Genomic DNA, 26,719 nt, shown 5'->3' with positions numbered 1-26,719 from the left:
CCGGTATTATTCCCTTTGTAGACATGATAAGTCCATCTTAACAGATGTCTTTTTTCGAATGTCTACTTGAGGGGGTAAGACCAATCAAAGGCGGCTTTTGTTATATTTTACGTCTTGATAGCGAGGCTTTTAGCTTTCTTTAGCTTTTTATAGGGGGAAATTATCGATACTATATATTCCATTTGATCATTCTGTCTGATCATTCGCTGGATATGAGACGCTCCGCTGTAACTAGCCTGTATGCTCTTTCAGCACAAGCAGTCCGGCAGCAGCGGCTGGCCAGCCTGCATAAAAGGCTAGATGGGTCATTGCGGCGGCAAGCTCGGTAGCGTGTAATCCATTTTGCTGAGCTAGCTCAATATGGTACGGTAGTTGACTCGTATGACGACCTGCAACTAGTGCAGCAATCGTTAGCAAGCTACGCTCGCGCGGGCTTAGCTCTGGATTGCGCCATAGATCGCCAAACAATACCTCTTCACTATAACGTGCAAAATCAGGTGCCAGCTCCCCGTAGACCTGCTGTACATCAGATACGGGTGCGTCTGGTATAGTCTGAATAGCTGTAGGTGGTGTATATTGCTGGCCGCGAGCTGCCATGGACGGGCGCTCAATCATCTGTGCTTGACCATTGCCAAAGCTCCAATTCTCCAAGCCTGTCTCCAGTAATGTAATAAACACATCCTGCTGGCGTACACCCGCTCGCTGTTCTACTAGCTCGGCAGCACGCTTGTAAAATGCCTTCTTCTGCTCCACGCTTCGCTCGGAGCCAAGCGTAATCTGAATATAGAGCAATCGATCGCTACGCTCCACATCCAGATAATGATCATCATACATGAACTGCCACTGCTCATGAGCATGAAATACCTGAAAATAATCCTTATCCGGTACTTGAAAATGCTCCTGCAACGCCTGCATTAATCCCTCGCTAATCTGCTTGAGCTGCTCACTACGATACGCTTGCTGCTGATAATCTGTTCTTATAAATGGCATATCGATTGCCTCCTGTCTCAATGATACAGCTTACGTCCTTACGTCGTCTGTTCGAGCTTGCGCTCTATTCATAAGTGTACAGTGCTCCACTTCATTCGTATAATTGAAAATAATAAACTAATTATTCAATTTATCGAATGGAGTATATACTATGGATCTCAAAGAATTAACGACGTTTCGCACTGTTATTCAGGAGGGCACCTTCTCACGCGCGGCAGATAAGCTGCATTATGCTCAATCTACAGTGACCCATCAGATTCAGCGTTTAGAGAAAGAGCTGGGCATTCAGCTATTCAAGCGCGGCTGGGATGCAGAGCTTACAGAAGCAGGCAAAATCTATGCAGCCGAGGTTGATAGTCTGATGGCACACTGGCAGCATGTACGAGATCAGGCGCAGCAGCTTCAGCAGGAAGAACGCGGCATATTACGGGTCGGGATGATTGAAAGTATATGCACTACATGGCTACCCGCAGTCATGTCACGCTTTGCCGAGCAAAAGCCTCGGATTCAGTGTGAGCTAACGATAGGTAATACGGATACGTTGACGCAAATGCTAATCGAGCGGCAAATCGAGCTAGCCCTATGCGGTGAACCAACGAAGCTGGATTCGCTTCATTTTGAGCCGTTATATACGGAACGAATCGTATTTATCGTACATGAGCAGCATCCCTTAGCACACAGAAATCAGCTCACGCAGGATGATTTACAGCAGTATCCGCTTGCTGTCGGTGGTCGAAGCTGTCTGTATCATCTACGCCTGGAAAAAGAGCTTTCCCGACTCAAGCTACAGCCTTTCATGCATTCTATTAGCCAGCTGTCCGCTGTACCTGCACTGGCAAAGGCCACAGGCAGTATCGGGGTAGTGCTTGACTCTACCTTTATCGATAAGCAGATGGTAAAGCTCGAATTCCCACTCACAGAGCCCCATCTGCATATCGGATTATTGATGCTACGCGAGCAGAGCTACTTGCCATTATCGCGCCAGCTGCTGATGAATATCGTAAAGGAAGAAGCGATGCAATAATCTAGCTACGCTCAGGCGTAGGCTCCCCTACAATCGCCATCAAAAATCCGTCATATCCTTTTTCCCCCACTGTCTGAATCGTTGTCACACTACGCAATCTAGGCTCATCATGAATCAGATCATAAAATTGTCTCACGCCATGTATACGCGGATCGGTACTATGCTGGTCAATGATCTCTCCCTCACGAACGACATTATCAGCAAAAATGACGGTGCCTGGATGTGAGAAATGAAGCGCCCATTTTAAGTAAGCTGGATTGTTCGGCTTATCTGCATCGATAAAAATAAAATCGAATGGCTCTACCTTCTCGTCAGCCAGTTGTTGGAGTTGCTCGAGCGCTTCGCCAGTACGCTGCTCGATCCGCTCATACACGCCTGCCTGCTCAAAGTTAATACGTGCTACAGCTGCATGATTCTCTTGCAGCTCCAGTGTAACGACTTGTCCATCCTGTGGTAGCGCCTGTGCCATCCAAATTGTACTGTAACCGCCCAGTGTGCCAATCTCCAGTACGCGCCGTGCACCAGACATCGTAATCAATTGCTGAAGCAATGCTCCCTGTGCTGGAGACACATCGATTGGTGGCAAATTCGCTTTGCGGTTACGCTCAAGAATTTGTTCAAATAGTCCTTGTTTCAGATGAAGACGTTCATTTACATATTGATCTACCTCGTGCCATTGCTGCTGTGCGTTATTGAGATGTTGTTGTGTCATTATCATTCACGCTCCTATTCATAGTAGGCGACGATCGGTTGTTAAGAATCGTGGCTTGAGGGGGATTGAATCAAGCTGACTTCTCTCTCGCTTCAAGTCGATTGCAATTGTAAAAAGATTTCTTTGTGTGGATCTCGTCTGCCTCTGAACAAAGCATAATCCTTTTTATTCGATAAATATAATATATCTTTATGACTTATTCATAGATTAAAGTTATGATTAAAGAAAAGCTGGGTTGATAGATAGGGTTGCGCATGATGTGTGATTGTTGCATCTAGTATGGTCTATCATCTCTCGTCTGGAAAAGGAGAATACCGATGAATCTGCATGCGTTACGTTTATTTTATACGATTGCGACGACTCGCAATGTTACTCGAGCAGCAGAACAGCTAAATATTAGCCAACCTGCGATTACAGCTCAGGTGAAGAAGCTGGAAAAGGAGCTGGGCATCGTGCTGCTACAGCCTGCCGGTCGCGGAATCACGTTAACGCCAGCTGGAGAAGACATTGCCCTGCTGGCAGCTCGCTTATTCGCAGTAGAGCAGCAAATTGAGCAGTTTTGCGGACAGATTCAGCAAGGACAGGCTGGACAGATTGCGCTGGCTGCCACCTATTTACCTGCTCACGTTCTGCTACCCGGCTGGCTCTCCCGTTTCAAAAAGCAATATGAACAGGTCGAGCTGACCATTCATACGACGAACTCGGCGGAAGCCTTACAGCTACTCACTTCTGCGCAGGTCGATCTTGCCATCTATGGTGGTGTACCTGAACGAGCAAGCGAATGGGTCGAGATGGAGGAATTGTTTCGGGATGAGCTGTGGTTTGTTGTTGGCCCAGAGCATCCTTATGCTAATCAGCATATATCGCTGTCCCAAATGATGCAGGAGCCATTTGTTATGCGTGAACAGGGCAGCTCGACCCGTGAGCGACTGCTGTCGCTGTGCCGCACGCACAACTTGCCTGCACCAAGCATTCCACTACAATTTAATGGATTATATGAAGCGATTCAGGCTGTAACTGCTGGGTACGGAGCGAACTTTATCTCATCGCTGATCGTACGAGACGAGGTCGCTCGCGGAACACTTTGCCGGGTGTATGTGGAGGGGATTCATCTGGAAAATACGATCTCAATCTGGACGCGCAAGCATGAGCCTTTGTCAGCGGCGGCCAGTCATTTTGTAGATCTGATTCGCAGTCATCCATTTAAACAAACGATACAGTAATTGAATCTAAAGGGAATACAATATGGATGAAGATATTTGAAGTATACAGGCTAAGCGTGTGACCAGATGTGAACGAGGCAGTAGGATTAAGCAGCGAAATCGGCAGGTATGTATATCAAAAGGCGGCAAGGTAATTTTACCCTGCCGCCTTTTTTATGAGTATGATAAAGCTTAAACTATTGAAATTAAGCTGCTTTTTGTTGTTCAGCTAGTTTTTTGGCAATTGGTTTTTTCCATACGCCAAGGATCAGACCCGAAATAACTGCGCCGATGATCACCGCCAGCATAAATAACAAAGCATGGTTTGCTAATGCTGCAACGAAGATACCGCCGTGTGGTGCAGGCAAGTTGATATGCCACAGCTGAGTCAGACCACCAGCTACCGCGGAACCAATGATGCAAGAAGTCAGGACACGCAGTGGATCAGCTGCGGCGAATGGAATCGCACCTTCTGTGATGAAGGACAGACCCAGTACATAGTTAGTCAGACCGGACTTGCGTTCTTGCTCAGTAAATTTGTTTTTAAAGAACGTTGTTGCCAGTGCGATTGCCAGTGGTGGAACCATACCACCTGCCATAACCGCCGCCATCATCATACCGTTTGTATTACCGCTCGATGTGAATACACCGATTGCAAATGTGTAGGCCGCTTTGTTAAATGGACCACCCATATCGATGGACATCATGCCGCCCAGAATCAGACCGAGAATGATCGCATTACCTGTACCCAGGTTGTTCAGCACGTTAACGAGCCAGGAGTTAATCCCACCAAAGATCGGATCAAAGATAAAGTACGAAATTGTACCTGTAATCAGCAAACCAAGTACCGGATAAAGCAGAATCGGCTTCAAGCCATCAATTGCTTTTGGTAAGCCTTTGAGCAGCTTACGCAGGAAGATAACAACATAACCAGCCAGGAAACCGGCAGCCAGACCGCCCAGGAAACCAGCGTTCGAGTTAACTGCCATCAGACCACCGACCATACCAGGCATCAGGGCTGGACGATCGCCAATACTCATCGCGATAAAACCGGCAAGGATTGGAATCAGGAAGAAGAATGCACCGTCGCCGCCGCCAATAGTTTGCAACAGCTTCACCAGTGTATTATCCTGACCGAGTGTTTGCTCAAACAGGAACGAGATTGCCAGCAAGATACCGCCACCGACAACGAATGGCAGCATATGCGAAATACCGTTCATCAGGTCTTTGTAAATTTTGCTACCTACACTTACTTTTTCGCCAGAGCCTTCTTCACTATTAGCGGCCTGACCGGAGCTGCGATAGACTGGTGCTTCACCGTTCATCGCTTTGCGAATCAGTTCTTCCGGTTTGCGGATACCGTCACTAACGGGTCTTTGCAATACCGGCTTACCGTCAAAGCGATCCATTTCAACTTTTTTATCGGCAGCGACGATAACACCGCTCGCACGGCGAATTTCGTCCGCAGTCAGTGGTGTGCCTGCGCCTTCAGAGCCGTTCGTTTCAACGCGGATGGCTACGCCCATCTCCTGTGCTTTTTTGATCAGAGCATCTTCTGCCATAAAGGTGTGCGCGATACCGGTTGGACACGCTGTTACGGCAACGACGAATGGCTCGGCACCTTCGCCACCAGTCAGAGAGGATGAAGCTACCTGCTCGCGTGCATTTTCTTTTTGTTGTTCTGCTTCTTTTGCAGCCTTTGCCGCTTGCTTGGCTTCTTCTTTGGCATCCGCTTCTGCTTGCTTCTCATCGAACAGAGCAGCAACCTCATCCGGTGTAGATGTGTTCATCAATTGAGCGATGAAATCGCTATCAATGAGCAGCTTGGACAAAGCGGCTAGCGTGCGCAGGTGAGTGTTGGCAGCGCCTTCTGGAGCAGCGATCATAAAGAACAGATGAGCAGGCTCACCATCAAGAGATTCATAATCAACGCCTTGCTTGCTTTTTGCAAACACAACGGTAGGTTCGTTTACTGCTTTTGTTTTGGCGTGAGGCATTGCGATCCCGCCACCGATACCTGTGCTGGATTCGCCCTCGCGCTTGAGGATCATTTCTTTGAACAGGATCGGATCATTGATACGACCGCTCGCAGTCAGACTGGTAATCAGCTCGTCGATAACAGCCTCTTTACTCACCGATTGCAGGTCCATGATCATAACTTCCTTGATCATCAGATCAGTAATTCTCATTGTGTACACTCCCTTAATCTCAATCACCGCGGGCTACTGCGCTTCAGCAGATAGCCCCGGTGTGGGTTCATTAAAAATACTATAAACGTGTGATCGTCACCTGTGGCAGCAGCTCATCAATCTTCGCACGATCTGCCAGATCATCGGAAAATGCTGTTGCACTTCCAGATGCTACACCTGTGCGGAACGCTTCGAGCGCATCATTACTCAGCACGAGTGTACCGACAAAACCGCCAATCATAGAATCGCCTGCACCAACCGAGTTTTTCACCTGACCTTTAGGTACGTTCGCGTGGTAGACTTCATCCTTCGTCACCAGCAGCGCACCGTCACCCGCCATGGAAATGAGTACATGCTTCGCACCCCGCTCCAGCAGCTTACGTCCATGCGCAATCAGCTCTTCACGGCTGTTAATTTCCGTTTCAAACAGCTCCGATAGTTCGTGATGATTCGGCTTCACCAGCAGGGGACCATGTGGTAATGCTTCAAGCAATGCCTTGCCTGTCGTATCGATCACGAATTCGGCACCCTTCTCTTCGCACACAGCGATCAAACGCTCGTAGAAATTGCCACCCAGTGAAGGTGGAACACTACCCGATAGCACCAGCACATCGCCTTGCTTCAGCACGGATAGCTTGTTCACGAGTTGATCGGCTTCTTCTGTGCTGATCGCTGGACCCAGACCGTTGATCTCTGTCTCATCTCCATGCTTCAGCTTCACATTGATACGCGTATCATCGCTGATGAAAACAAAGTCCGTCGCAATCTGATCCTGCTTGAGCTTGTCATCGATATAATGACCGGTGAATCCGCCAAGAAAGCCAATTGCTGTATTTTGTGCGCCAAGCTGGTTCAGGATACGGGATACATTGATGCCCTTTCCGCCAGGAAGCTTTAAGTCACGCTTCATTCGGTTCAATTCACCAAGCTTCAGTTCGTCAACTTCCACGATGTAATCGATAGAAGGGTTGAGTGTTACAGTGTAGATCATGTTTATCCCTCGATTATCTTAGTTTTGTTCAATATGGACGGACGGGAATGTTCCGGCACCGACTCGGTGATCAGCACAGCCTCCTGTAAATCCAGTAGCCGCGCAAAGGTGACTTCACCGATCTTGCTCGAATCCGCTAGCACATACGTATGGGCGGCAAGCTCATGAGCACGCCGCTTGATCATTGCTTCCTCCGGGTCTGGTGTGGTGTAGCCCATTTCGGCATCCACGCCATTCGCCCCTAGAAAGCAGCGGTCAAACCGGAAATTCTCCATACTCTGTAGCGCCATACTGCCTACCACGGCTTTGGTATGCATTTTCATCATGCCACCAAGCAGATAGCTGCGAATTCGCTTGTTCACAAGTGCATCCACATGAGATAGTCCATTCGTAACGACGGTAATGTCTTTTGCTTCGATATATGGAATCATTGCCAGTGTTGTCGTACCTGCATCCAGATAGATACATTCGCCATCCTCAATCTCATGGGAGGCTAGACGAGCAATTATACTTTTTTCTTGAACGTTTGTGAAGGTTTTTTCTTCCATACCAGGTTCCTGATTTTTCGGATGCAGCAAGGTTGCTCCACCGTGGATACGCCTAAGCAGCTGTTTGGCTTCCAGGTCGATTAGATCGCGCCGTATCGTGGATTCCGAAGCTCCGGACACATCGACCAGTTCTTGTAATTTCACAATACCGCGTTCCTGTAAGCGCTCTATAATCAGGTTGTAACGTTCCTCTGTAAGCATATTCATTCCCCCAACTGCTCTATATACTACCACAAACGTAACAAAAAACAATCACTCTCCTTCAAAATAATCCAAAAAGTTTCACGAGTCGACGAATTTCGTTCACAAATTGGATAGCACTGGTAAAATGAATCGAGGGCTGGGGATAATGCTCTCTTTCTCATTATCGGTTTTTCAGCACAAACGATTACAGTATTTTACAGAAAAAAAAGAAGCTACCCCGAAGTCGACATAAAAGAATCGCTTGGAGTAGCTTGTATGTGTTGGAAAAGCTAGGGCATACATCTGTTTATTGAATAGCTATACTGAGCAAGTACTATACGAAGAAATGCCAACAGAAGAGGGCTTTATTTATACTATAGTCAACAGACACACTATGGTCATCAGACATGTGTTACTGACTGCTTAAATGATTCGTGACAAGCATACTTGATGTGCATATGCTATGCGTTATCCTGTTTTGTTTTATTGAATTATGGCATGGAGCGATATTGTGGTTCTATACCGTACAACGGTGCAGATTCCACTCGGATCACCCAGCCAGGTGACAGTACATGCCGCAGATGATGAAGCTGCTTATCCGTGAGAGTAACGTAGATGGCTTCATGTCCCTCCTCCAGCAGCATCTCAGGCTCGATGTCGAAGGTGATATGTAGCCAGCTGCGGAGTCCACGAATCGTATTATATTTAATCTGATAGCCCTGCTGTACAGCCTGGCGATACCGTTCAGGCTGTGTATTCGCCAGTGCCGCCAGCTCGGTATAATCCCATTCGTAGTCACTCCTATCGATTGGAAGCTGCTCCAGCGTGCCCAGCTCTAATAGCTGATGCTCTGACCAGCCGCGACTACGCAGCGATTCTAACAATAAGGCCTCCCATTGGGATAGCTTTACTTTGTAGGAAGATTCCGATGAAGTGGTGCTCGTCATCATGTATACACACCTTTCGTTCATTTCTCTATGATAGATTCATCGAATCGATATCATTGATAATCAAAGGCTACAAAATGTCCCGGGCTAATCTCTTCCAGTGGAGCAGCATGCTCATCATTACGAATGATCGTAAAGCCGTCAGGACGAATGCGCTCTGCTACTTTGGCTGGATCAGTTTCCAGAATAGATGAGAGTAGTGCTCGCGTGTATGGATGCTGTGGATTCTCATACAGCTCATCACTTGTGGCTACCTCGACAAGGCGTCCCCCGTACATAACGCCAATCCGATCAGAAATATGACGTACCATGGATAGATCGTGGGCGATAAATAAATAGGTCAATCCGAATTCTGCCTGCAAGTCCTCCAGCATATTCACGACCTGCGCCTGTACAGATACATCGAGCGCAGAGATCGGCTCATCACAGACGATAAATTCCGGTCGTACTGATAACGCACGAGCGATTGAAATACGCTGGCGCTGTCCACCGCTGAACTCATGCGGATATCGATATAGATGATCCCGGTTTAGCCCTACCTTTTCCAGCAGCTCGGCAATTGTATCTTTTCGTTCACTAGAATCAGCTATACCATGAATTTTCATCGGCTCGCTAATCAGCTCTAGCACATTCAGATTGGGATTCAGTGAAGAATACGGATCTTGAAAAATAGATTGGATTCGTCGGCGAAAGGGCTTGAGCGCCTTTTCACTGAGTGCACCTAGCGGCTGACCGTCAAAGGTCACCTGACCCTCTGTATAATCATACAATCGCAGCAAACAACGCCCGATGGTAGACTTCCCACTGCCAGATTCGCCTACCAGACCGAATGTCTCTCCGCGACGAATCTGAAAATGAACCCCATCTACTGCACGCTGTACACCGGTTGGTTGTCCGCGCCAGTTGCGTGAATTCACAAAATGCTTTTTCAAATTGTGTACATCGACCAGAATATCACTCATTATGCTCTACTCCTTCTGATGTAAGATCGTGGTTGTCTGCGGTAGCAGCTTGATGAGATAACCAGCACATCGAATAATGCCCCTTTTCCGTCTCAACGATAGGCGGCATCTCTGCACAACGTGCAAAAGCTTGTGGACAACGCTCGGCAAAGGGACACCCTGAAGGTGGAGCTAGCAGATTGGGTGGCGTGCCTTCAATCGGTACAAGCCGTTCACGTGAGCCACTTCCGCGTTGGGGCAGCGAGCCGAGCAAGCCTTTGGTATACGGATGCTGTGGACGGTAGAAAATATCCTCTACACGCCCTTCCTCCATAATCAAGCCGCCATACATGACAATGACTCGTGTACATACCTGTGCAACGACACCCAGATCATGCGTGATCAGCGCAATGGACGTATCCGAATATTGCTTGAGGTTTTTGAACAGGTCTAAAATCTGTGCTTGAATCGTAGCATCAAGCGCTGTCGTTGGTTCATCCGCGATGAGCAGATCCGGCTGACAGGATAATGCCATCGCGATCATCACACGCTGACGCATCCCCCCACTGAATTCATGCGGATATTGCCGAAGCCTTGTTTTTGCATCGGAAATACCTACCTCGCGCAGCAATCGCTCTGCTTCATTGTTCGCTTGCTGTCGATCCAGACCGCGATGTCGGCGCAGCACCTCGGTTAATTGCTGACCGATACGCTTTAGTGGATTGAGCGAGGTCATCGGGTCTTGAAAGATCATCGATATGCGATTCCCTCTCAGCTTACGCCATTCCTTTTCCGACCATGTCAGACAATCCTGACCACGAAACTGAATGCTGCCATCCGTAATCCGCCCAGGTGACGAGATCAACGACATGATGGAACGAGCGGTGACGCTTTTCCCGCTACCGGACTCACCCACAATGCCGAGCGTTTCACCTTTATCGATATGAAAGCTAATGCCGCGTACCGCCTGATTATCTCCATCCCGAGTCGCAAAGGAGACCTTTAAATTGTCTACACTGAGCAAACGTTCTGTCATAATCCATCCCCTCCTATCTTCGATCCAGCTTCGGTTCCAAACCGACTCGTAAAATATCGCCCAGCACATTAAAGCTGAGGACAGTTAGTAAAATGAGCAAGCCTGGAAATAGCGCTAGATAGGGCGCTTGAGCGATGTATCCCTGCGCGCTATTCAGCATACTGCCCCATGTTGCATTAGGCGGCTGCACGCCAAACCCGAGAAAGCTCAGTGAAGACTCCATCATAATCGCCGAAGCGATATTGTTAGTCGCCCCTACAATAATGACTGGAATCAGTCCCGGAATAATATGAAGCAGAATCATCCCCCCTGCACCTTGCCCCGAGGCACGTGCATAGAGTACATACTCTCGTTCTTTAATGCTCATCGTCTCCGCACGTACAATACGCGCCACATTCATCCACATCAGTAGCGCAATGATGACGATAATATTGCCGACACTTGGCTTTAAAAACACGCTAAGCAGCAGCAACACCAGAAACGATGGAATCGACGAAATGACGTCGAGCGCACGCATAAGCAAGCTATCGATCCAACCGCCAAAATAACCACTAATCACACCGACTGCTACGCCAATCGCAGTAGCCATAACCATGGAAGCAAAGCCAACGAGCAGCGATACACGCCCACCATACAGCGCACGCGCAAAGTAATCACGACCATAATCATCTGTACCAAACCAGTGTGAACCATCTGGCGTACTAAACGGTTTTCCCGCATTCATCAAATTCGGATCATATGGGGACAAAAAGGCGAATATTGCTCCCAGCATGAGCACGATGAGCAGGCATAGAGCAGCTATTCCTGGCTTACTGCTGAACAGCTCCTGTTTTAAATGGTTCCATTTCGTCTGATTCATGCTGTCACCCCTTTACCTTCATGCGTGGGTCTACAATCGCATACAAAATATCCGCTGCCAGATTGCCCAGAATAAGCAGCAAGGACGAGAACAGAGTAATCCCCATAATGATTGGATAGTCCATTCCTCGAACCGCAGTCATTCCGAGCGAACCGATGCCTGGCCACGAAAATACAGTTTCCGTTACAATCGCACCTGCTACCAGATCGCCCATCGACATACCAAGTAGTGTAATAATGGGCAGCAGCACATGCTTAATCACATGCCGAAACAGAATCGTCCATTTATTAGAACCAAATGCATACTGAATCTGCACATAATCTTCTTTTAGCTGACCGATCGTACTGGAGCGAATATATCGCACATATCCTGCCAGAAAGCCAAAAGCCAGCACCGAGCATGGTAAAATGCCATGACGAAGCACATCTCCAATCGACTCTTCACCAATCGTGCGCATCCCCATACTAGGCAATAGCGACAGCTTAATAGCAAAAATATAGATTAACAGAATCGCCAGCCAGAAAAGCGGTACAGAAATACCGATATATGCGATCAAATTAATAATTTTATCGATCCAGCGATTACGATTCGCACCCGCAATCAAGCCGAGCGGAATCGCGAGCAGAACGGCAATGAGGATCGCGCTCCCCATAAGCCCTGCTGTCGCAGGCAGACGGTCAATAATCTGACCGAGCACAGGCTGATGATTGACGAGCGAATAGCCAAGATCGCCCTGTAGTAATTGCTTTAACCAGAGTAAATATTGAATATAAGCCGGACGATCCAGACCGAGATTGTGACGAATACGTTCAATATCATCTGCATGCATATTCGGTGTCACAAACGACAGCACCGGATCACCCGGTGCAAGCTTGATCATGGCAAAGCAGACAATAGACACAAAAAATAACAACGGTATCGTTTGCAGCAATCGGCGAATAATCATTTGCCTCATGTTCCGCAGCTCCCCTCACCACAACAAATAAGCCGGGAAACCGGCCTATCTGCTGCTTTCATTATGAACATGGACTTTTATTGTTTTTGATAAATTTTGGACAGATCCTCGAAAATGACGACTGGCTTCAGCACAGCCTGATCAAGACCGCCATAATTTTTAGAGATCGCTACGATGGTTTTCGTATAAGCAATCGGATAGATCGGTGCATCTTCAGCAATAATCGTTTGCAGTTGTTTGTAAATCTCTGCACGTTTTGTGGTATCTCCCTCACCAGAGCCCTGCTCGAACAGCTTATCCACCTGTGGATTGGAATAGTGAGTGTAGTTAGAAGAAGAGCCTGTTGCGAACAGAATGCGATACGCATCAGGATCATAACCCATAATATAGCCGCTCAATGCTAGTTCATAGTCTGTTGCCTTGCCATCTACAAACTTCTGACCAAATGCCGTGGAGTCCATATTTTGCAGCTCGACATCCACACCAATCTCTTTTAGCTTTTGCTGTACATAGAGTGAAACGGCTTCCTGAACCTTATTGCCAGACTGTACGATCATACGCAGCTTCAAATTGCTAATGCCCTGCTGCGCAAGAATTTGCTTTGCTTTTTCCACATCATTGTCATAGGTCGGTACATCGTTCGTCTGATACAAGCCATCCGGTGTTTCAAACGAATGGGCTGGATCGGCATATTGATCCGATGTGTAGGCGGTCTGAATCAGCTCCTGACGATTCAGGGCATAGCCAATCGCCTGACGTACTTCTTTTTTGGCGAGCACGCCTGTATCGCTTTTCTCATTAAATAACAGGTACGCCAGACGTCCCTCGCTATAAGACTGGATATCAAAATTGCCAGTAGCCTGAATAGTTGCTACATCACGTGGATCAAGATATTGCACGTTGATCTCACCATTTTGAAGCGCCAGATTCGCAGCATTCGCATCCTTTGCGATACGGTAGGTAACACGATCCAGATGCGGCTTGCCACCGAAATATTGATCAAAGCGATCCAGTGTTACATACTCACCTGTTTTGTATTCTTTAAATTTGAATGGGCCAGAGCCAACTGGATTATTGTTTTTGCTACTCTTCTCCAGATCGGTTTCGCCTTCAAAAATATGCTTTGGAATAGGTGATACCTGTACAAGTGAAGCTTCGAACGCCGGGCTCACCTGTGGCAGCTTAAACGCTACGGTCAGATCGTCGACCTTGGACACCTGTACTGGCTTGTTATTAATGATAAAGCCTGCACGCAGGAAGCTGTTTTGCTTTTCATCCAGAATACTGTTAATGGTGAATACGACATCATCAGCCGTCAGCTTCTGTCCGTCATGCCAGGTTAGATTCTTTTTCAGCTTGAGCGTGTATGTAAGTTGGTCAGCGGAAGGCTCCAGGCTCTCAGCTAGATAAAATGTCTTTTTACCATTATTCACTTGAAATAGTGGTGCATAGAGTGCCTGATCAATCGTCAGACTCACGCGATCGCCTGCATAAAGCGGGTTTAAGATCACCGGGTCTGCTGCAACGCCGATAATCAGACTCCCCCCATCCTTCGGTGCTCCACTGTCTGCTGTAGACGAGCCTGTTGATGTTGCCGCTGTCGAGCCGCCGCTATTGCCTGAGCAAGCTGCCAGTAATACCGTAAACAGCATCGCAATGACTAAACCTTTAAACTTCGTACTCATTTTCCTTATCCCCCATCTGTAATAGTTGCTGTCTTGCCTTTATATACTGTATAGTATATCGGTTTACTAGGAATTACAATGCTTTAAATTTACCTTATATGACATTATTTATAATAACGCTCTTATGGGCTGACTGATTCATTAAGTGAAATTACATATGCCTAATACATCTCTCTCTACAAAAACTCTATACAAAAAAACTGTCAACAGGAAGCGACACGCACGCTCCTATTGACAGTCGGAAGATGTAAAATGGCTGTTGGCTAACGATCATACCATGCAGAATACGACGGATTACATCTGCTCTTCATACGAAAAATGACTAAAATCCGCATAGCTCCCCTTAAACTGATACATATCATGCGCTGCAATGCCAACAAAGTTCCCTGTAAAGCCGCCAGACAGAAAAGAAATATTCTCCTCTCCATAAAGCGGCTTCCATGCTTGTTGCTCTGCTTCTGACGTCTCGCTTCCTGTGATTTGATAGTAAAAACATGCTGTCGTATCATGCACTTCTACTGCCAGATGAATAATACCCTGCTCCTCGATCGCTACTGCATCGGGATATACATAGAACTGATCCGCCGCACAGCGCATCAATCGAAGCACCTTGCTATTTCCTTCATGACTTACACAGGCATACAGATAATTCTCGTCATTTAAATACAGCACCAGCCCTGCCATTTGTAAATATTGCTGTGGATGATAGTCCAGTGCTGTTTCTACACGAAAGTGATGATGGCGCTGACGTATAGCAATCAGATGATGCTGGAACAAACTTTGTAGCGATTCACCACCATATAGCCGCAAATAACCCGGACGTTCTACTAGGGAGCACCAATCCTCATGCGCTAGAATACGCAGTGTATTCCATTCCGAATGCAGATGACTAGATGCAAATGAATCATGGAAAATATACGGTGGATGCGTTGGTTTCGCCTGCCTGGATTGGATCGATTGAACCGAATCTGCGTGCGCTTCGGAATGTGTATGTGTATCAACAGATTGCTCATCGTTATCGTTATTTTTATGTTGGTGCTCACCTTCATGCTCATATCCATTTTCATTGTCACTTTCGATTCGACCTATAGCCCGACCCATTCCATTTATCGGTGCTGGCACTTCTAGCTGTGCTAACACCCCACCACTACTCAAGCGCAGCCAGCCTTCTTCGTCCCAGTACACTTGCTGGATCGCTGTTTCGCGTCCGAGTATCGCATACTGCCCTTCCAGCGGACGTGTACATAGATGTGCCATATACCATTGTCGATCCGGTGTCTCCACCAGACTGGCATGACCTGCACATTGCAGGGGCCAATCGGGATGAGCACTGGAGGTCATCATTGGATAGTGAGGATCGACTTCGTATGTCCCAAGTAAGGTGCGTGAGCGTGTCACCGTTACCGAATGACCTGTACCTGTACCGCCCTCAGCAGTGATCAGATAATAATAGCCATTATGTTTGTAAAGATGTGGTGCTTCGGTCTTTTTCAGATCGGTGCAGTCAAATAGCTTGATCGGCTCACCGATGAGACGCTGCTGCTCTACATCGTATTCCTGAATTACGATGCCACTCGATTTATTACCTTCGGTGATCCGATAATCCCATAATGCGTTAAGCACCCATTTACGCCCATCATCGTCATGAAATAAAGAAGGATCGAATCCACTACTATTCACATATACTGGATTTGACCACGGTCCACGAATATCGGCAGCTGTAATGATATAATTGTGTGCATCCTTAAATGGACGACGCGTGCTTTTCACATCGGTATAGGCAAGATAAAACAGACCGTTATCATAGCTCAGCTGAGGCGCCCAGATACTGCCATTCTTCGGATTACCCTGTAGCTGTACTTGATCGGTTAAAATATCTGTGCAATGCGACCAGCTGATTAGATCATTGGACTCGTACACACGCACACCCGGTAACCATTCAAATGATGATACCGCAATATAATATGTATCCTTCACCCGAATCATACATGGATCAGGATTAAAGCCTGGAAGCACAGGATTGCGGATGATTGCTGATCGGGACGATACAACTCCAGCTTGGATAGCCGCATCGGATGTCGAAGCAGCCTGCTTATTATTTATAGACATAATCAGGTTCCTCCCAGAATACTTCACCGCCAAATACGGTCTGGCGATCCCATTTCTCCACACCATCTGCCAGACAATCTGCCCAGCCTACACGTGTGTTGCGTAGCTCATCTGCATGCTCTGGATCATACTCCTGATATACAACCGTGCGCTCATTATCTGTATTATCCCAGTTATCCCAGCCTGCTGGATCAATATGCTCGCCAAGACGGCATTTCACCCATACGGTCTGTGCATATTCACGCCACGGTCGTCCTAGAAATACAGGTGTGATCCCTTCATCTCCTGTCAGCCAGCAGCTATGGAAGACATAGCCATGCTTCTGTCCTTGCGGCGTCGATGCTGCTGTAACGTAGGTAGGCTGATTATCATAATGACGCAGACTATGAATATGGCAATGCTCAAAATAAGCTGTCGCTCCTCCGAAAATAAAATCAACCGTACCCTCGATATAACAATTCACATAGAGCTGACGGTATTGCTCATGCTTATGTCTGATCTCTGCTCCGCCGAACTTGGCACGCTCTTTCGGCTTAGGTGGCAATGGCCCGGTGAATAAGGTGTCTTGATAAGCACGCAGGGTACAATTTTGGATTACAGTGCGATCGCAGTAAGCTGTCAATGCCACCGCTTGTCCGATCTCTTCGCCCTGTCCTGCTGTATTGCTGATCGTCAAATTCTCAATTAACAGATCGCTACCGCCGAGAAATACAGTCGGTGTGCCAAACGTACCGATCTCTTCCCCCTGCTCATTATGCTGACGCGCATGTCGACTGCGTGTAATCTCTACCTTTCCGACCCCACATAGGCGCAATTTGGAATTATGAATGATCACACACTCGTCATATACCCCTTCCAGAATGAAAATCGTGTCTCGCGCTTCAGAGGATGCTTCGCGTTGATCCAGTACATCTACCGCTTCCTGAATCGAATGATAATCGCAAAAAGATGCCTTTCCTACAATAAGCTCCATGATCGATCCATGCTCCCTTCGTACATACAGATACCGTCCGTTGTCTGCGATTCAGCAGGGCTCAACGGACGGCTCGATGACGTTGTGATTTGATAGCTGTAATTTGATATAGGATATCGTTACCATCGAATGGTTGCTTCTTCGCATGGCTACTGATAGATGGCAGATGGATAGGTCATGGAGCATCCACTTCGTCTCCAGACGCTGCATCCACACTACATATATTTTTGTAAAAATGGCATCCATGCCGCTCGCATCTCCATCGTTTCCATATGCCCACCACTGCCAATGACTGGCTGCCAGTGCTCAGAGTAGCCTGCCTCGGCATAGACCTTTTGTAAGCCTGCCGCCAGATGCTCTACCCCTTCTAGCGGACATAATCGGTCATGACGACCGACCAGACTCATCCGTGGACGCGGCGCGATGCGGCGCTGAATATCCAGTGTCGTATACTGCTTGAGCAAGCCTGGCACATACGAATAGAAGCCGTGATGATCCAGCCCACGATTGGCGATCAGCGTATGTGCGTCTACCTGAGCAGCGATATCCACAATCACCTTTACACGCTCATCCAGCGCTGCCAGCCACCATGCCATCAGCCCTCCCATCGACATCCCAATTGTGCCAATGCGAGTAGCATCGATATCTTTCCGACTGCACATATAATCAATCAAACGGCGATTGTCATAGAGCATCATGCCCCACATGACCTGACCATTCCAGAGCATTTCCTTCACCGTCTCGCTCTCTGCGCGACCACTTCGCTCACCAAAGCACCACATATCGATACAGCAGACCGCATAGCCCATGCCTGTTAGCACCGAAGCAAAGGAAGGCTCCTGTAAATAAGCACTGCTATGAATCAGCTCACGCCGCCCACCTGTATAATTGCCGCCATGAGAATGATTAAATATGATCAGTGGAAAAGGGCCCGCGCCTTCTCGTGGCAAGGCAATCGATGCAGGCACCTTTTCCAGTCCATTCAGCTCCAGCAGCACCGTTTCCAGCGTATAGCCATCCTGCTCGCTGCGTTCTAAATATTGACTCGTAATCGGCACTATGGCTGGCAGATCGCCAAGCAGCTGCCATAACGGGTCATTGTCTTGCCCGAGCATGTGTTGAGATTGCTCTGTCATGATTACATTGCACTCCTTCGTTGCCAGACATCTCGTCTTAGTCGATCCATCTTGGCATCCCCGTACGGTATACGTTTTGAACTGAATCCCCTGAGTTAACCTTAAATTTAACCTCAACTCATACAATCTAAGTTTCAATATATTATTTTTAAGATTGAACAGGCGCCTCCGACTCAGCAGATGGCTGTATCGTCACACGCTCGACAAGCTGCTCCTCACGCTTCGTCCGGCGCGAACGACAATCGATTACATCGACCTCTTCCCCATTTTCAATATAAAAGGCAGGGCCTTCATGATTCTCAATCGTGACACGGTTGAATCGCACATCACGCACATTACCAAGATAGAAGCCCCGATTGTTCATATCCTCAATCCCTGCCATCATCGCCGGACGACCGGGAATGGCATCCTCTGCCATCGAAATATCGATATCGGAAAAGGTCACCTCGGACACGTACTGCTCGGCTAATCCGTACAGAAATCCAGCGGCTGCATGCACACGGCGTGCTGTAATATTGGCAAAATGGATACGGCGGAAGCAAGGCGTTTCTTCGGTAATCGGGTATGGATTTTTGTCCCATACATACTTATCCTTACCGCGTGGGCCGCAAAAATAATATAGATTCATAATAAACGGACAGATCACGTCCTCCATCACAATATTGCTAATCCGAATATCCTCTACCGTGCCGCCACGACCGCGACGCGACTTGAGTCGAATCCCACGGTCGGTCTGTTTAAATACACAGTTGCTAATGGTGACATTACGAATATCTCCGCTCATCTCACTACCGATCACGACACCACCATGACCATGCATCATCGTACAGTTCACAACCGTTACATTCTCACAGGGAACCCGATCCGGCGTATCCTCTGTACCGGACTTGATCGTAATACAGTCGTCACCTACATCGATATGGCAGTTGCTAATATGCACATTACGGCATGACTCTGGATTAATGCCATCGGTATTCGGGGAATCGGCTGGATTATGGATCGTAATATTGTCGACTGTGACCATTTCGCAGCAGATCGGATTGACTGTCCAGCTGGGTGAATTGCGTAGCTGCACATCACGAATCGTAATCCGGGTGCAATGATCGAAGCTAATCAGCTTCGGACGCGGATACTCCAGCTGCTCGCGGTTGTTGCGAAACAGTTCCCACCACGCCTGACCATTTCCTTCAATACGTCCACTTCCTGTAATCGACACATTATGAAGCTGTTCTCCATAAATACACGAAGCATGAACATGCTGATGAACACCTTCCCAGCGTGAGCGCACAGGTGGGTAATGAGCTGGATCGGTGCTGAATGATAATACAGCGCCAGCACTCACATGTAGCTCGATATTGCTTTGCAGCAGGATAGCACCCGTATGATACGTACCTGCTGGAATATAGACCGTGCCGCCACCTGCATCCGAAGCGGCTTCAATCGCAGCCGCAATCGCTTCGGTGGATAACTGGTCGGTATTCGGGGAGGCACCATAATTATCGATATTGTACAGATTGGGGTTCATCGCTACCATCCTCCTGTAGAGCATGCTCATACTCCGCACATGCTAATAAAAAGGCACCAAGCCCTTTCTGATCATTTGTTACAATCGGCTCACTAATGTAATAAGCAAAGGTTCCATCGCGCTGGGTAGCGCCGCCAAGTCCTGCAACCTGACAGTTTTTGTTATAGTTAACCCAGCCTTCCTTCGTCTCCAGTACAAATTCCGAGATCATACCCGCATAAGCCCAGTCTGTTGGCTGCTGCCATTCTGGATCAAGTAAGCCAAGGCGAATCCCTTTTGCCATCGCATAGACAAACATCGCTGTTGCCGACGCTTCCAGATAATTGCCTTTGCGATTACCCTGATCAATCACCTGATACCATACGCCTGTCTCGGCATCCTGATAACGGCGAACAGCGGTCAGTGTATCATTCAGCATCCGCTTCAGCTCACTATAATGAGCATGCTCGGTTGGTAATATTTCCAGTACATCCACCAGTGCCATCACAAACCAGCCTAGCGAGCGACCCCAGAAGTTAGGCGATAGCCCAGTAGTCGCATCGGCCCACGGCTGCTGCTTCTTCTCATCCCATGCATGATAGAGCAATCCCGTCTTCGCATCGCGTGTATGCTGCTCACAGAGCAAGAATTGACGGGTTACATCGTCCAATCCTTCTGATTGCTCGTATGCCAGCAGATATTCCAGATAAAATGGTGCACCCATATAGAGCCCATCCAGCCAGATCTGATACGGATAGATTTGCTTATGCCAGAACGCTCCTTCTGACGTGCGTGGATGTGTTTTCAGCTGCTTACGCAGCGACGCTGCTGCCTGACGATACCGCTCTTCACCTGTATCCTGATGCAGCGTGAACAATAGCTTACCGTTGTTAATATGGTCGATATTGTACTCATCCTGACGATAGCCACCAATCGTGCCATCCTCATAAATAAAATGGTCCATATTGTTGCGGATAAACTGCCAGTATTTACGATCTCCTGTCTGCTTCCAGAGCAGCTGGAAGCCTTTCAAAATTACGCCATAATCATACGACCATTTGCCATGATGCTCTGGAGCTTCATGCAAATAGGGCATACGCTGCATAATCGAATCGGCAGTTCGTGTTGCCCAGCGGGATTGCTCATCTAATGTAGTCATCATAATCCTCCTGCAAAATGGATTTCCTTGCTTCTCGATAAAAGGCATGAGTGCCAAAATTACTTATCCTGAAACAGCTTTGCCTGCCGCCATAATGGTGACAGGCAACCCTTTGAACGTTACAAATCAGATGAATTCCATCTGTGTTATACATTCATCCTTCCAGACGATGAATGGCCGATCATGCACTCCAAAACTACACGCACGCATGGACGATTCCATCATTGACCCTGCGCTTGCTTGTACGCTGCTTCATATTCGGCAATGATGCTGTTACCGCCAGAGCTTTTCCATGTTTCCAGTGCTTCCTTAAAGCCTGCTTCGTCGATCTCACCGAGAATATACTTGTATGTAGCATCGGTGATGATCTTTTGCAGCTCTGAGCCCTGTGTATTGTACGTTTCCGAATCAAGCGAATAGGCTGGATTCAGCACGGCATAGTTCGCGTTATCCGCGATCATTTTATCCGCTTGCTGCTTGAGTGGATCAGCGTCATGGATTTTGAAGCCACTTTCCTTTGGACGGCTTGCGGCAAACGGCTGTACTTCCTGCTGCCACAGATCGGTATTGATGATCGTTGCGGCATCCTTGTCATCCAGCTTGTAATGTGTACCCTCAATACCATAGGTCATCAATGCATAGGAATCCTCATCCAGCAGATCATTCACGAATTGTAAAATCCGCTTTAGCTGTGCCTCATCCTTCACCTCAGTACGCGGGAAGGCTAGCAGACCGCCGATCCCGTTGTTCGCTGCCCAGATCGCGCGATCACTTTCTTTTCCAGTAGAGGTAATATCATTAGCCATGACCAGCTGCATATTATCCTGCACACCCTTGGACATATTGAGCAGGTTTTTGCTATCGAACAGAGCGCCAACATAAATGCCTGCTTTTCCCTGTGCAAACTTCTGCTGCTGATCGGTTTTGGCAGTTACGGCAAAGTCCTTGTTCATATAGCCTTTGTCGTATAGCTGCTTCATGTAGTTCATCGTTTTGAGATAACCGTCGGTCATAAACTCTGGTGTCATTTTGCCATCAGCGCTCACCTGCCAGTTATTTGGTGTGCCAAAGTACGAGCCGAGCGTCTTGAAGGCACCGTAAACCAGATCGTTACGATCAACAAAGCCAGTCGTATCATCCTGCCCATTGCCATCGGGATCATCCTCGGTAAAGGCACGCGCCACCTCCATCAGCTCATCGGTTGTTTTGGGAACCTCCAGACCGAGCTTGTCGAGCCAGTCTTTACGCAGCGTGACCCCGTTACGTGCCAGATCCTTTTGGAATGGAATACCGTATAGCTTGCCGCCAATCGATGCCGACTTGATCGTATCCGGTGAGATTTTAGCGAGGTTCGGATAATCCTTCAAATAAGGCTCTACTTCCCAGAACAGACCGGACTTGAGCGAGTTACGTACAGACGAGTTGTCCAGCATCGTTAAGGTCACGATATCAGCTAGTGAATCAGATGCGAGCGCTGTGTTAATCCGCTCTTCCTTGGAAGCATCTGGAATCCATGAGAAGGTAATATCGGAATTTGTCTTCTCTTCCAGCTTGTTCAAAATCGTATCGGTTGGCGGGGAAGCGGTATGCAAAATATTCAGCCACGTGATCGTTGCTTTTGAATTTGCATCATATTCGCCAGAGGATGCCCCCTGCCCACCACAAGCAGTCAGGGCGATGGCACTGCTCACCATTACAGCAGCCAATCTCTTCATGGCAATCTGTCGTTCCTTTTTCATCCGTAATGCTCCTCTCCACCTATCGGTTATCAATAATCCATTGCGAAAAGACGAATCTAGTCTGGCTCTGATTGATTATGACTCGGTATGATTTAGTATGAATGGATGAATCGTTATGACTTGCCCTGACTCGTTTTGTAAGCGGCTTCATATTCTTCCGTAATACGTGTTCCGCCTGCATCCTTCCAGCTCTGTACGGCTTGCTTGAAGCCTTCATCATCGAGCTCGCCCATAATGTAGCGGAAAGTCGCGTCTGTGACGATCTTTTGCAGCTCGGTTCCCTGTTCATTGTTCGTCTGCGAATCAAGTGGTACGGTTGGATCAAGCACTGCGTACTTATCATTTTCCTGAATCAGTTCATTTGCCATTTGCTTACGTGGGTTGGAGTCCTTGAGCTTATAAGTCACTTCACTTGGACGAGAAGCAGCGAATGGTTGTACATCAGCTTGCCATTTATCCTGATTGATAATTTTGAACGAACCATCTTCATCGATCTTGTAATGCTCGCCTTCGATCCCGCCAGTCATGTACATAAATGCTTCCTTATCCAGCAGCTTATCTACAAATTGTAGCAGACGCTTCAGCTCGGCTTCCGATTTGACCTCGGATTTTGGGAATGCAAGCAATCCGCCTACACCGCTACCTTCAGACCAGACATGATATTTGCCGTCGCCATTGGAAATTTTGTTCACTGGCACCAGCTCCATCCCTTTCTGCAAGCCTTGTGACATATTTTCCAGACTGGAAATATCGACCATACCGGTATAAATACCTGTACGTCCCTGTGCAAATTGCTGCTGCTGATCAGTCTTCGCTGTAACCGCAAAGTCACGGGTCAGATAGCCGTTCTCATACAGCTTGTGGGAATATTTCAGTGTCTCCATATATTGCGGTGTATCAAACTCTGGAGTGAATTTGCCATTGGCATCCACTGCCCAGCCATTTGGCGTACCAAAGTAGGAGCTGAGTGTTTTGAAGCTGCTATACCGCAGATCGGAACGATCGCCGAAGCCAGTCGTATCATTTTTGCCGTTGCCGTCCGGGTCATCCTCGGTAAAGGCACGTGCGACATTGTACAGCTCGTCCAGCGTTTTCGGTACTTCCAGCCCAAGCTTATCGAGCCAATCTTTACGCAGGATCAGACCGGAGCGAGCCATATTTTTCTGAAAAGGTACGCCGTACAGATGTCCTTCGATCGAAGCGGCAGTGCGTACTTCCTGCGGAATCTTTTTCAAATTCGGATAGCTATCGAGATACGGGCCTACATCCCAGAACAGGCCGGACTTGAGTGAGTTACGCACTGTCGAGTTGGTCATCATCGTGATGGTCACCACATCGGCAAGCTGACCGGAAGCCAGAGCAGTTGTGATACGCTCCTCCTTTGAAGCATCCGGTACCCAGCTAAAGTTGATTTTGGAGTTCGTATACTCCTCCAGCTTGTTCTTGATCACATCGGTTGGCGGTGAGGCGGTATGCAAAATGTTCAGCCAGGTAAATTCCAGCTTGGAGTTTGGATCATAGGTTTGATTCGCATCCGCTTCGCTACCGTTGCCACAGCCAGAGAGTACAGTAGCAAGCGCAAGACTTGCGACCAGTGCCAGATTCCATCTCTTTTTCGTTTTCAATTTCATACCCTAATCCCCTTTTGAATTGGAATGTACTCGAAGTTGAAATGTGCGTTATCTACGTGAAATGACTTAATATACGCCGTCTTCGCCGAACTTTTTAGCCAGGCGGTTCGCTAGCATGATCAGAACGAGACCGACCAATCCTTTGAACAAGCCGACTGCGGTACTAAAGCTGAGTTGTCCATTTTTCAAACCGGCCGTGTAAATATACGTATCGAAGATTTCAGCGACCTCGCGGTTAAGCGAGTTGAGCAGCAGGTACATATGCTCAAAGCCGAGATCCAGTGTGCTACCGATTTTCAGAATGAGCAGTGTGATAATAACCGGACGAATCGCTGGCAGGGTAACGTGCCATGTTTTGCGCCAGCGTCCAGCACCGTCCATCTCCGCTGCTTCATATAATTGTGTATCCACGACAGTGATCGCTGCCAGATAAATGATCGTCGACCAGCCCAGCTCTTTCCAGATGATCTGTGCCATATACATCGTGCGCAGCCATTCCGGTGAGGTCAGGAAGCTGATCTTTGGTAAGCCGATTGCTGCCAGCATTTCATTCACCACACCACCGTCGACGGTGAGAAATACATAAGTAATGGAAACGATAATTACCCAGGACATAAAGTGAGGAATATAGATAATCGTCTGGATCGCATTTTTAAAATACCGATGCCGTACTTCATTGAGCATGAGCGCCAGTATAATCGGTAAAGGAAAGAAGATTACGATGTTGAGCGCAAATAAGATGAGCGTATTACTTAATAGCATAAAAAAGGTGGGTTCGGTGAACAAACGAATAAAATGCTTCATACCTACCCAGGGGCTGTCGGAGATACCGAGATACGGCTGATAATCCTGAAATGAAATGATCAGACCACCCATCGGTAAATACTTGAAAATAACAAAATAAATGAAGCCAGGCAAAATCATTAGATACAAAAATTTGTTACGCATGATTCCGAAGTGACCCTTCTTTTTGACCGCCTTTTTCTCTTGTTCCAGCCCTAGTGCGGCAGCATCGGACATTTTAATTTCGTTCGACATCTTCACCGGCTCGCAGCCTCCTTTGCACATTCTCGCTTACGTGACTAAGCTTAGAACACACTGCCCATTCCGTATATAATCATCTCGTGATAGCGTTTACAAAATGCTGATATATCAACGTTTTTCACTATTGGATCTTAGCTGATGATTACGCTGTGAGCTAATGATTATACGAGATTCTGCTGTCATTTCGCCCATGATCTGGGGACCTGATTATATACGGAACACCAGGCGGCTGGTACAGTGAAGAGGTATAAGATGACTAAGGAGGTTCACCTGCATGGAACAGACACTTCGCAAAGACACAACGATAGGAAACAAGATTTTCACCATTGTAAATAACACTTTATTGATCGTGATTGCTCTTGCCTGTCTGCTGCCTTTTGTAAACGTTATCGCCAGCTCATTCGCTTCTACTCAGGAGGTCGTATCGAAAAAGTTCATTTTGTTTCCGACTAGCTTTTCATTGGATGCGTATCGCTACATTTTATCCACGCCGACGATTTTTAAAGGCCTGGGCGTGTCGATCGGTACAACGCTGGTCGGCACATTCGTCAGCATGGCGCTGACCGCCTTCATGGCGTATGGGCTATCCCGTAAGTATCTGGCTGGACGTAATGCTATTAACTTTATCGTCGTATTCTCGATGCTATTCAGCGGCGGTATGATCCCAACCTTCCTCATCGTTAAAAGTGTAGGTCTGATCGACTCCTACTGGTCGATGATCCTGCCAGTTGCGATCAATGCATTTAACCTCATTATTATGCGCAACTTCTTCCAGGCGTTGCCGGAAAGTCTGGAGGAATCAGCGAAGATTGATGGCTGTAATGATTTTGGTGTATTTTTCAAAATCATGCTGCCACTGGCGCTGCCTTCGATTGCAACAATCTCCCTATTCTATGCCGTTACGTATTGGAACACCTATATGAATGCCATTCTGTATTTGAACGATTCGACCAAATGGCCGATTCAGGTATTACTACGTCAAATCGTTATCGTATCCAGCGGTATGCAGGCAGAAGGCAGCTCTGTGGATGTCATTCCGCCAGCACAAACGATTAAGATGGCGGTTATTGTGGTAGCTACGGTGCCGATGCTGATCGCTTATCCTTTTGTACAGAAGCATTTTACGAAAGGTGCTTTGCTGGGTGCAGTGAAGGGCTGATGC

Annotated in this window: 22 protein-coding genes; 3 read left to right on the top strand and 19 right to left on the bottom strand. The window is 47.6% G+C overall.

Annotated elements, in window-relative coordinates:
* Window positions 1–231: 231 nt before the first annotated feature.
* The gene (locus tag IEX62_RS24075; RefSeq protein WP_373289078.1) at window positions 232–990 is read right to left on the bottom strand and encodes a tautomerase family protein; all 759 of its coding nucleotides are present in this window, start codon (window positions 988–990) and stop codon (window positions 232–234) included.
* Window positions 991–1,141: 151 nt separating this feature from the next.
* Here IEX62_RS24075 and IEX62_RS03495 point away from each other — a divergent pair, with 151 nt between their 5' ends.
* A complete protein-coding gene (locus IEX62_RS03495; protein WP_188773987.1) occupies window positions 1,142–2,014 on the top strand; it encodes a LysR family transcriptional regulator in 873 nt (290 codons plus the stop codon).
* Window position 2,015: 1 nt separating this feature from the next.
* On the opposite strand, the gene IEX62_RS03490 is transcribed toward IEX62_RS03495, so the two are convergent.
* The gene (locus tag IEX62_RS03490) at window positions 2,016–2,726 is read right to left on the bottom strand and encodes an O-methyltransferase (RefSeq protein ID WP_188773986.1); all 711 of its coding nucleotides are present in this window, start codon (window positions 2,724–2,726) and stop codon (window positions 2,016–2,018) included.
* 317 nt (window positions 2,727–3,043) lie between these two features.
* Between IEX62_RS03490 and IEX62_RS03485 the strand changes: the two genes are divergently transcribed.
* Entirely contained in the window at window positions 3,044–3,949 is a 906-nt protein-coding gene (locus tag IEX62_RS03485; protein ID WP_188773985.1) for a LysR family transcriptional regulator, read from the top strand.
* A 185-nt stretch (window positions 3,950–4,134) separates the two neighbouring features.
* Here IEX62_RS03485 and IEX62_RS03480 read toward each other — a convergent pair whose 3' ends face one another.
* The 17 genes from IEX62_RS03480 to IEX62_RS03400 form a co-directional block, all read right to left on the bottom strand.
* Window positions 4,135–6,117 carry a PTS fructose transporter subunit IIABC gene (locus tag IEX62_RS03480; RefSeq protein WP_188773984.1) on the bottom strand — a complete coding sequence of 661 codons (1,983 nt, stop codon included), beginning with the start codon at window positions 6,115–6,117 and terminating at the stop codon, window positions 4,135–4,137.
* Window positions 6,118–6,196: 79 nt separating this feature from the next.
* Complete coding sequence (pfkB, locus tag IEX62_RS03475; RefSeq protein ID WP_188773983.1) at window positions 6,197–7,108, bottom strand: 1-phosphofructokinase; 912 nt, start codon at window positions 7,106–7,108, stop codon at window positions 6,197–6,199.
* 2 nt (window positions 7,109–7,110) lie between these two features.
* Window positions 7,111–7,857: a DeoR/GlpR family DNA-binding transcription regulator gene (locus IEX62_RS03470; RefSeq protein ID WP_188773982.1), complete on the bottom strand. Its 747-nt coding sequence runs from the start codon at window positions 7,855–7,857 to the stop codon at window positions 7,111–7,113.
* 473 nt (window positions 7,858–8,330) lie between these two features.
* Entirely contained in the window at window positions 8,331–8,789 is a 459-nt protein-coding gene (locus IEX62_RS03465; protein WP_229685577.1) for a hypothetical protein, read from the bottom strand.
* 50 nt (window positions 8,790–8,839) lie between these two features.
* Entirely contained in the window at window positions 8,840–9,748 is a 909-nt protein-coding gene (locus IEX62_RS03460) for an ABC transporter ATP-binding protein (protein ID WP_188773981.1), read from the bottom strand.
* On the bottom strand, window positions 9,741–10,763 hold the full coding sequence (locus tag IEX62_RS03455) for an ABC transporter ATP-binding protein (protein ID WP_188773980.1): 1,023 nt from the start codon (window positions 10,761–10,763) through the stop codon (window positions 9,741–9,743). Before IEX62_RS03455 ends, IEX62_RS03460 begins: the two co-directional genes overlap by 8 nt.
* A 13-nt stretch (window positions 10,764–10,776) precedes the next feature.
* A complete protein-coding gene (locus IEX62_RS03450) occupies window positions 10,777–11,622 on the bottom strand; it encodes an ABC transporter permease (RefSeq protein ID WP_188773979.1) in 846 nt (281 codons plus the stop codon).
* Between the two features lie 4 nt (window positions 11,623–11,626).
* The gene (locus IEX62_RS03445) at window positions 11,627–12,577 is read right to left on the bottom strand and encodes an ABC transporter permease (protein WP_188773978.1); all 951 of its coding nucleotides are present in this window, start codon (window positions 12,575–12,577) and stop codon (window positions 11,627–11,629) included.
* A gap of 77 nt (window positions 12,578–12,654) precedes the next feature.
* Window positions 12,655–14,262 (bottom strand): ABC transporter substrate-binding protein, encoded by a 1,608-nt coding sequence (locus tag IEX62_RS03440; protein WP_188773977.1) that lies wholly within the window; start codon window positions 14,260–14,262, stop codon window positions 12,655–12,657.
* 294 nt (window positions 14,263–14,556) lie between these two features.
* Complete coding sequence (locus tag IEX62_RS03435; protein WP_229685599.1) at window positions 14,557–16,248, bottom strand: glycoside hydrolase family 43 protein; 1,692 nt, start codon at window positions 16,246–16,248, stop codon at window positions 14,557–14,559.
* Between the two features lie 109 nt (window positions 16,249–16,357).
* A complete protein-coding gene (locus tag IEX62_RS03430) occupies window positions 16,358–17,344 on the bottom strand; it encodes a pectinesterase family protein (protein ID WP_188773975.1) in 987 nt (328 codons plus the stop codon).
* A 215-nt stretch (window positions 17,345–17,559) separates the two neighbouring features.
* Window positions 17,560–18,480 (bottom strand): dienelactone hydrolase family protein, encoded by a 921-nt coding sequence (locus IEX62_RS03425; protein ID WP_229685576.1) that lies wholly within the window; start codon window positions 18,478–18,480, stop codon window positions 17,560–17,562.
* Between the two features lie 148 nt (window positions 18,481–18,628).
* The gene (locus IEX62_RS03420; RefSeq protein WP_188773974.1) at window positions 18,629–20,005 is read right to left on the bottom strand and encodes a glycoside hydrolase family 28 protein; all 1,377 of its coding nucleotides are present in this window, start codon (window positions 20,003–20,005) and stop codon (window positions 18,629–18,631) included.
* On the bottom strand, window positions 19,977–21,146 hold the full coding sequence (locus tag IEX62_RS03415; protein WP_188773973.1) for a glycoside hydrolase family 88/105 protein: 1,170 nt from the start codon (window positions 21,144–21,146) through the stop codon (window positions 19,977–19,979). The genes IEX62_RS03420 and IEX62_RS03415 overlap by 29 nt, the downstream gene beginning before the upstream one ends.
* Before the next feature lie 218 nt (window positions 21,147–21,364).
* Window positions 21,365–22,882, bottom strand: coding sequence for an extracellular solute-binding protein (locus tag IEX62_RS03410; protein WP_188773972.1), 1,518 nt, complete (start codon window positions 22,880–22,882; stop codon window positions 21,365–21,367).
* Between the two features lie 113 nt (window positions 22,883–22,995).
* Window positions 22,996–24,513: an extracellular solute-binding protein gene (locus IEX62_RS03405; RefSeq protein WP_188773971.1), complete on the bottom strand. Its 1,518-nt coding sequence runs from the start codon at window positions 24,511–24,513 to the stop codon at window positions 22,996–22,998.
* A gap of 66 nt (window positions 24,514–24,579) precedes the next feature.
* Window positions 24,580–25,461 carry an ABC transporter permease gene (locus tag IEX62_RS03400; RefSeq protein WP_229685598.1) on the bottom strand — a complete coding sequence of 294 codons (882 nt, stop codon included), beginning with the start codon at window positions 25,459–25,461 and terminating at the stop codon, window positions 24,580–24,582.
* A 370-nt stretch (window positions 25,462–25,831) separates the two neighbouring features.
* On the opposite strand from IEX62_RS03400, the gene IEX62_RS03395 reads away from it, so the two are divergent.
* On the top strand, window positions 25,832–26,716 hold the full coding sequence (locus IEX62_RS03395; RefSeq protein WP_188773970.1) for a carbohydrate ABC transporter permease: 885 nt from the start codon (window positions 25,832–25,834) through the stop codon (window positions 26,714–26,716).
* The last annotated feature ends 3 nt before the right edge of the window (window positions 26,717–26,719 follow it).

It is taken from the genome of Paenibacillus hunanensis (genome assembly GCF_014645615.1).
In the GTDB taxonomy this organism is placed as follows: domain Bacteria; phylum Bacillota; class Bacilli; order Paenibacillales; family Paenibacillaceae; genus Saccharibacillus; species Saccharibacillus hunanensis.
This window is presented reverse-complemented; position numbering and strand designations above follow the sequence as displayed.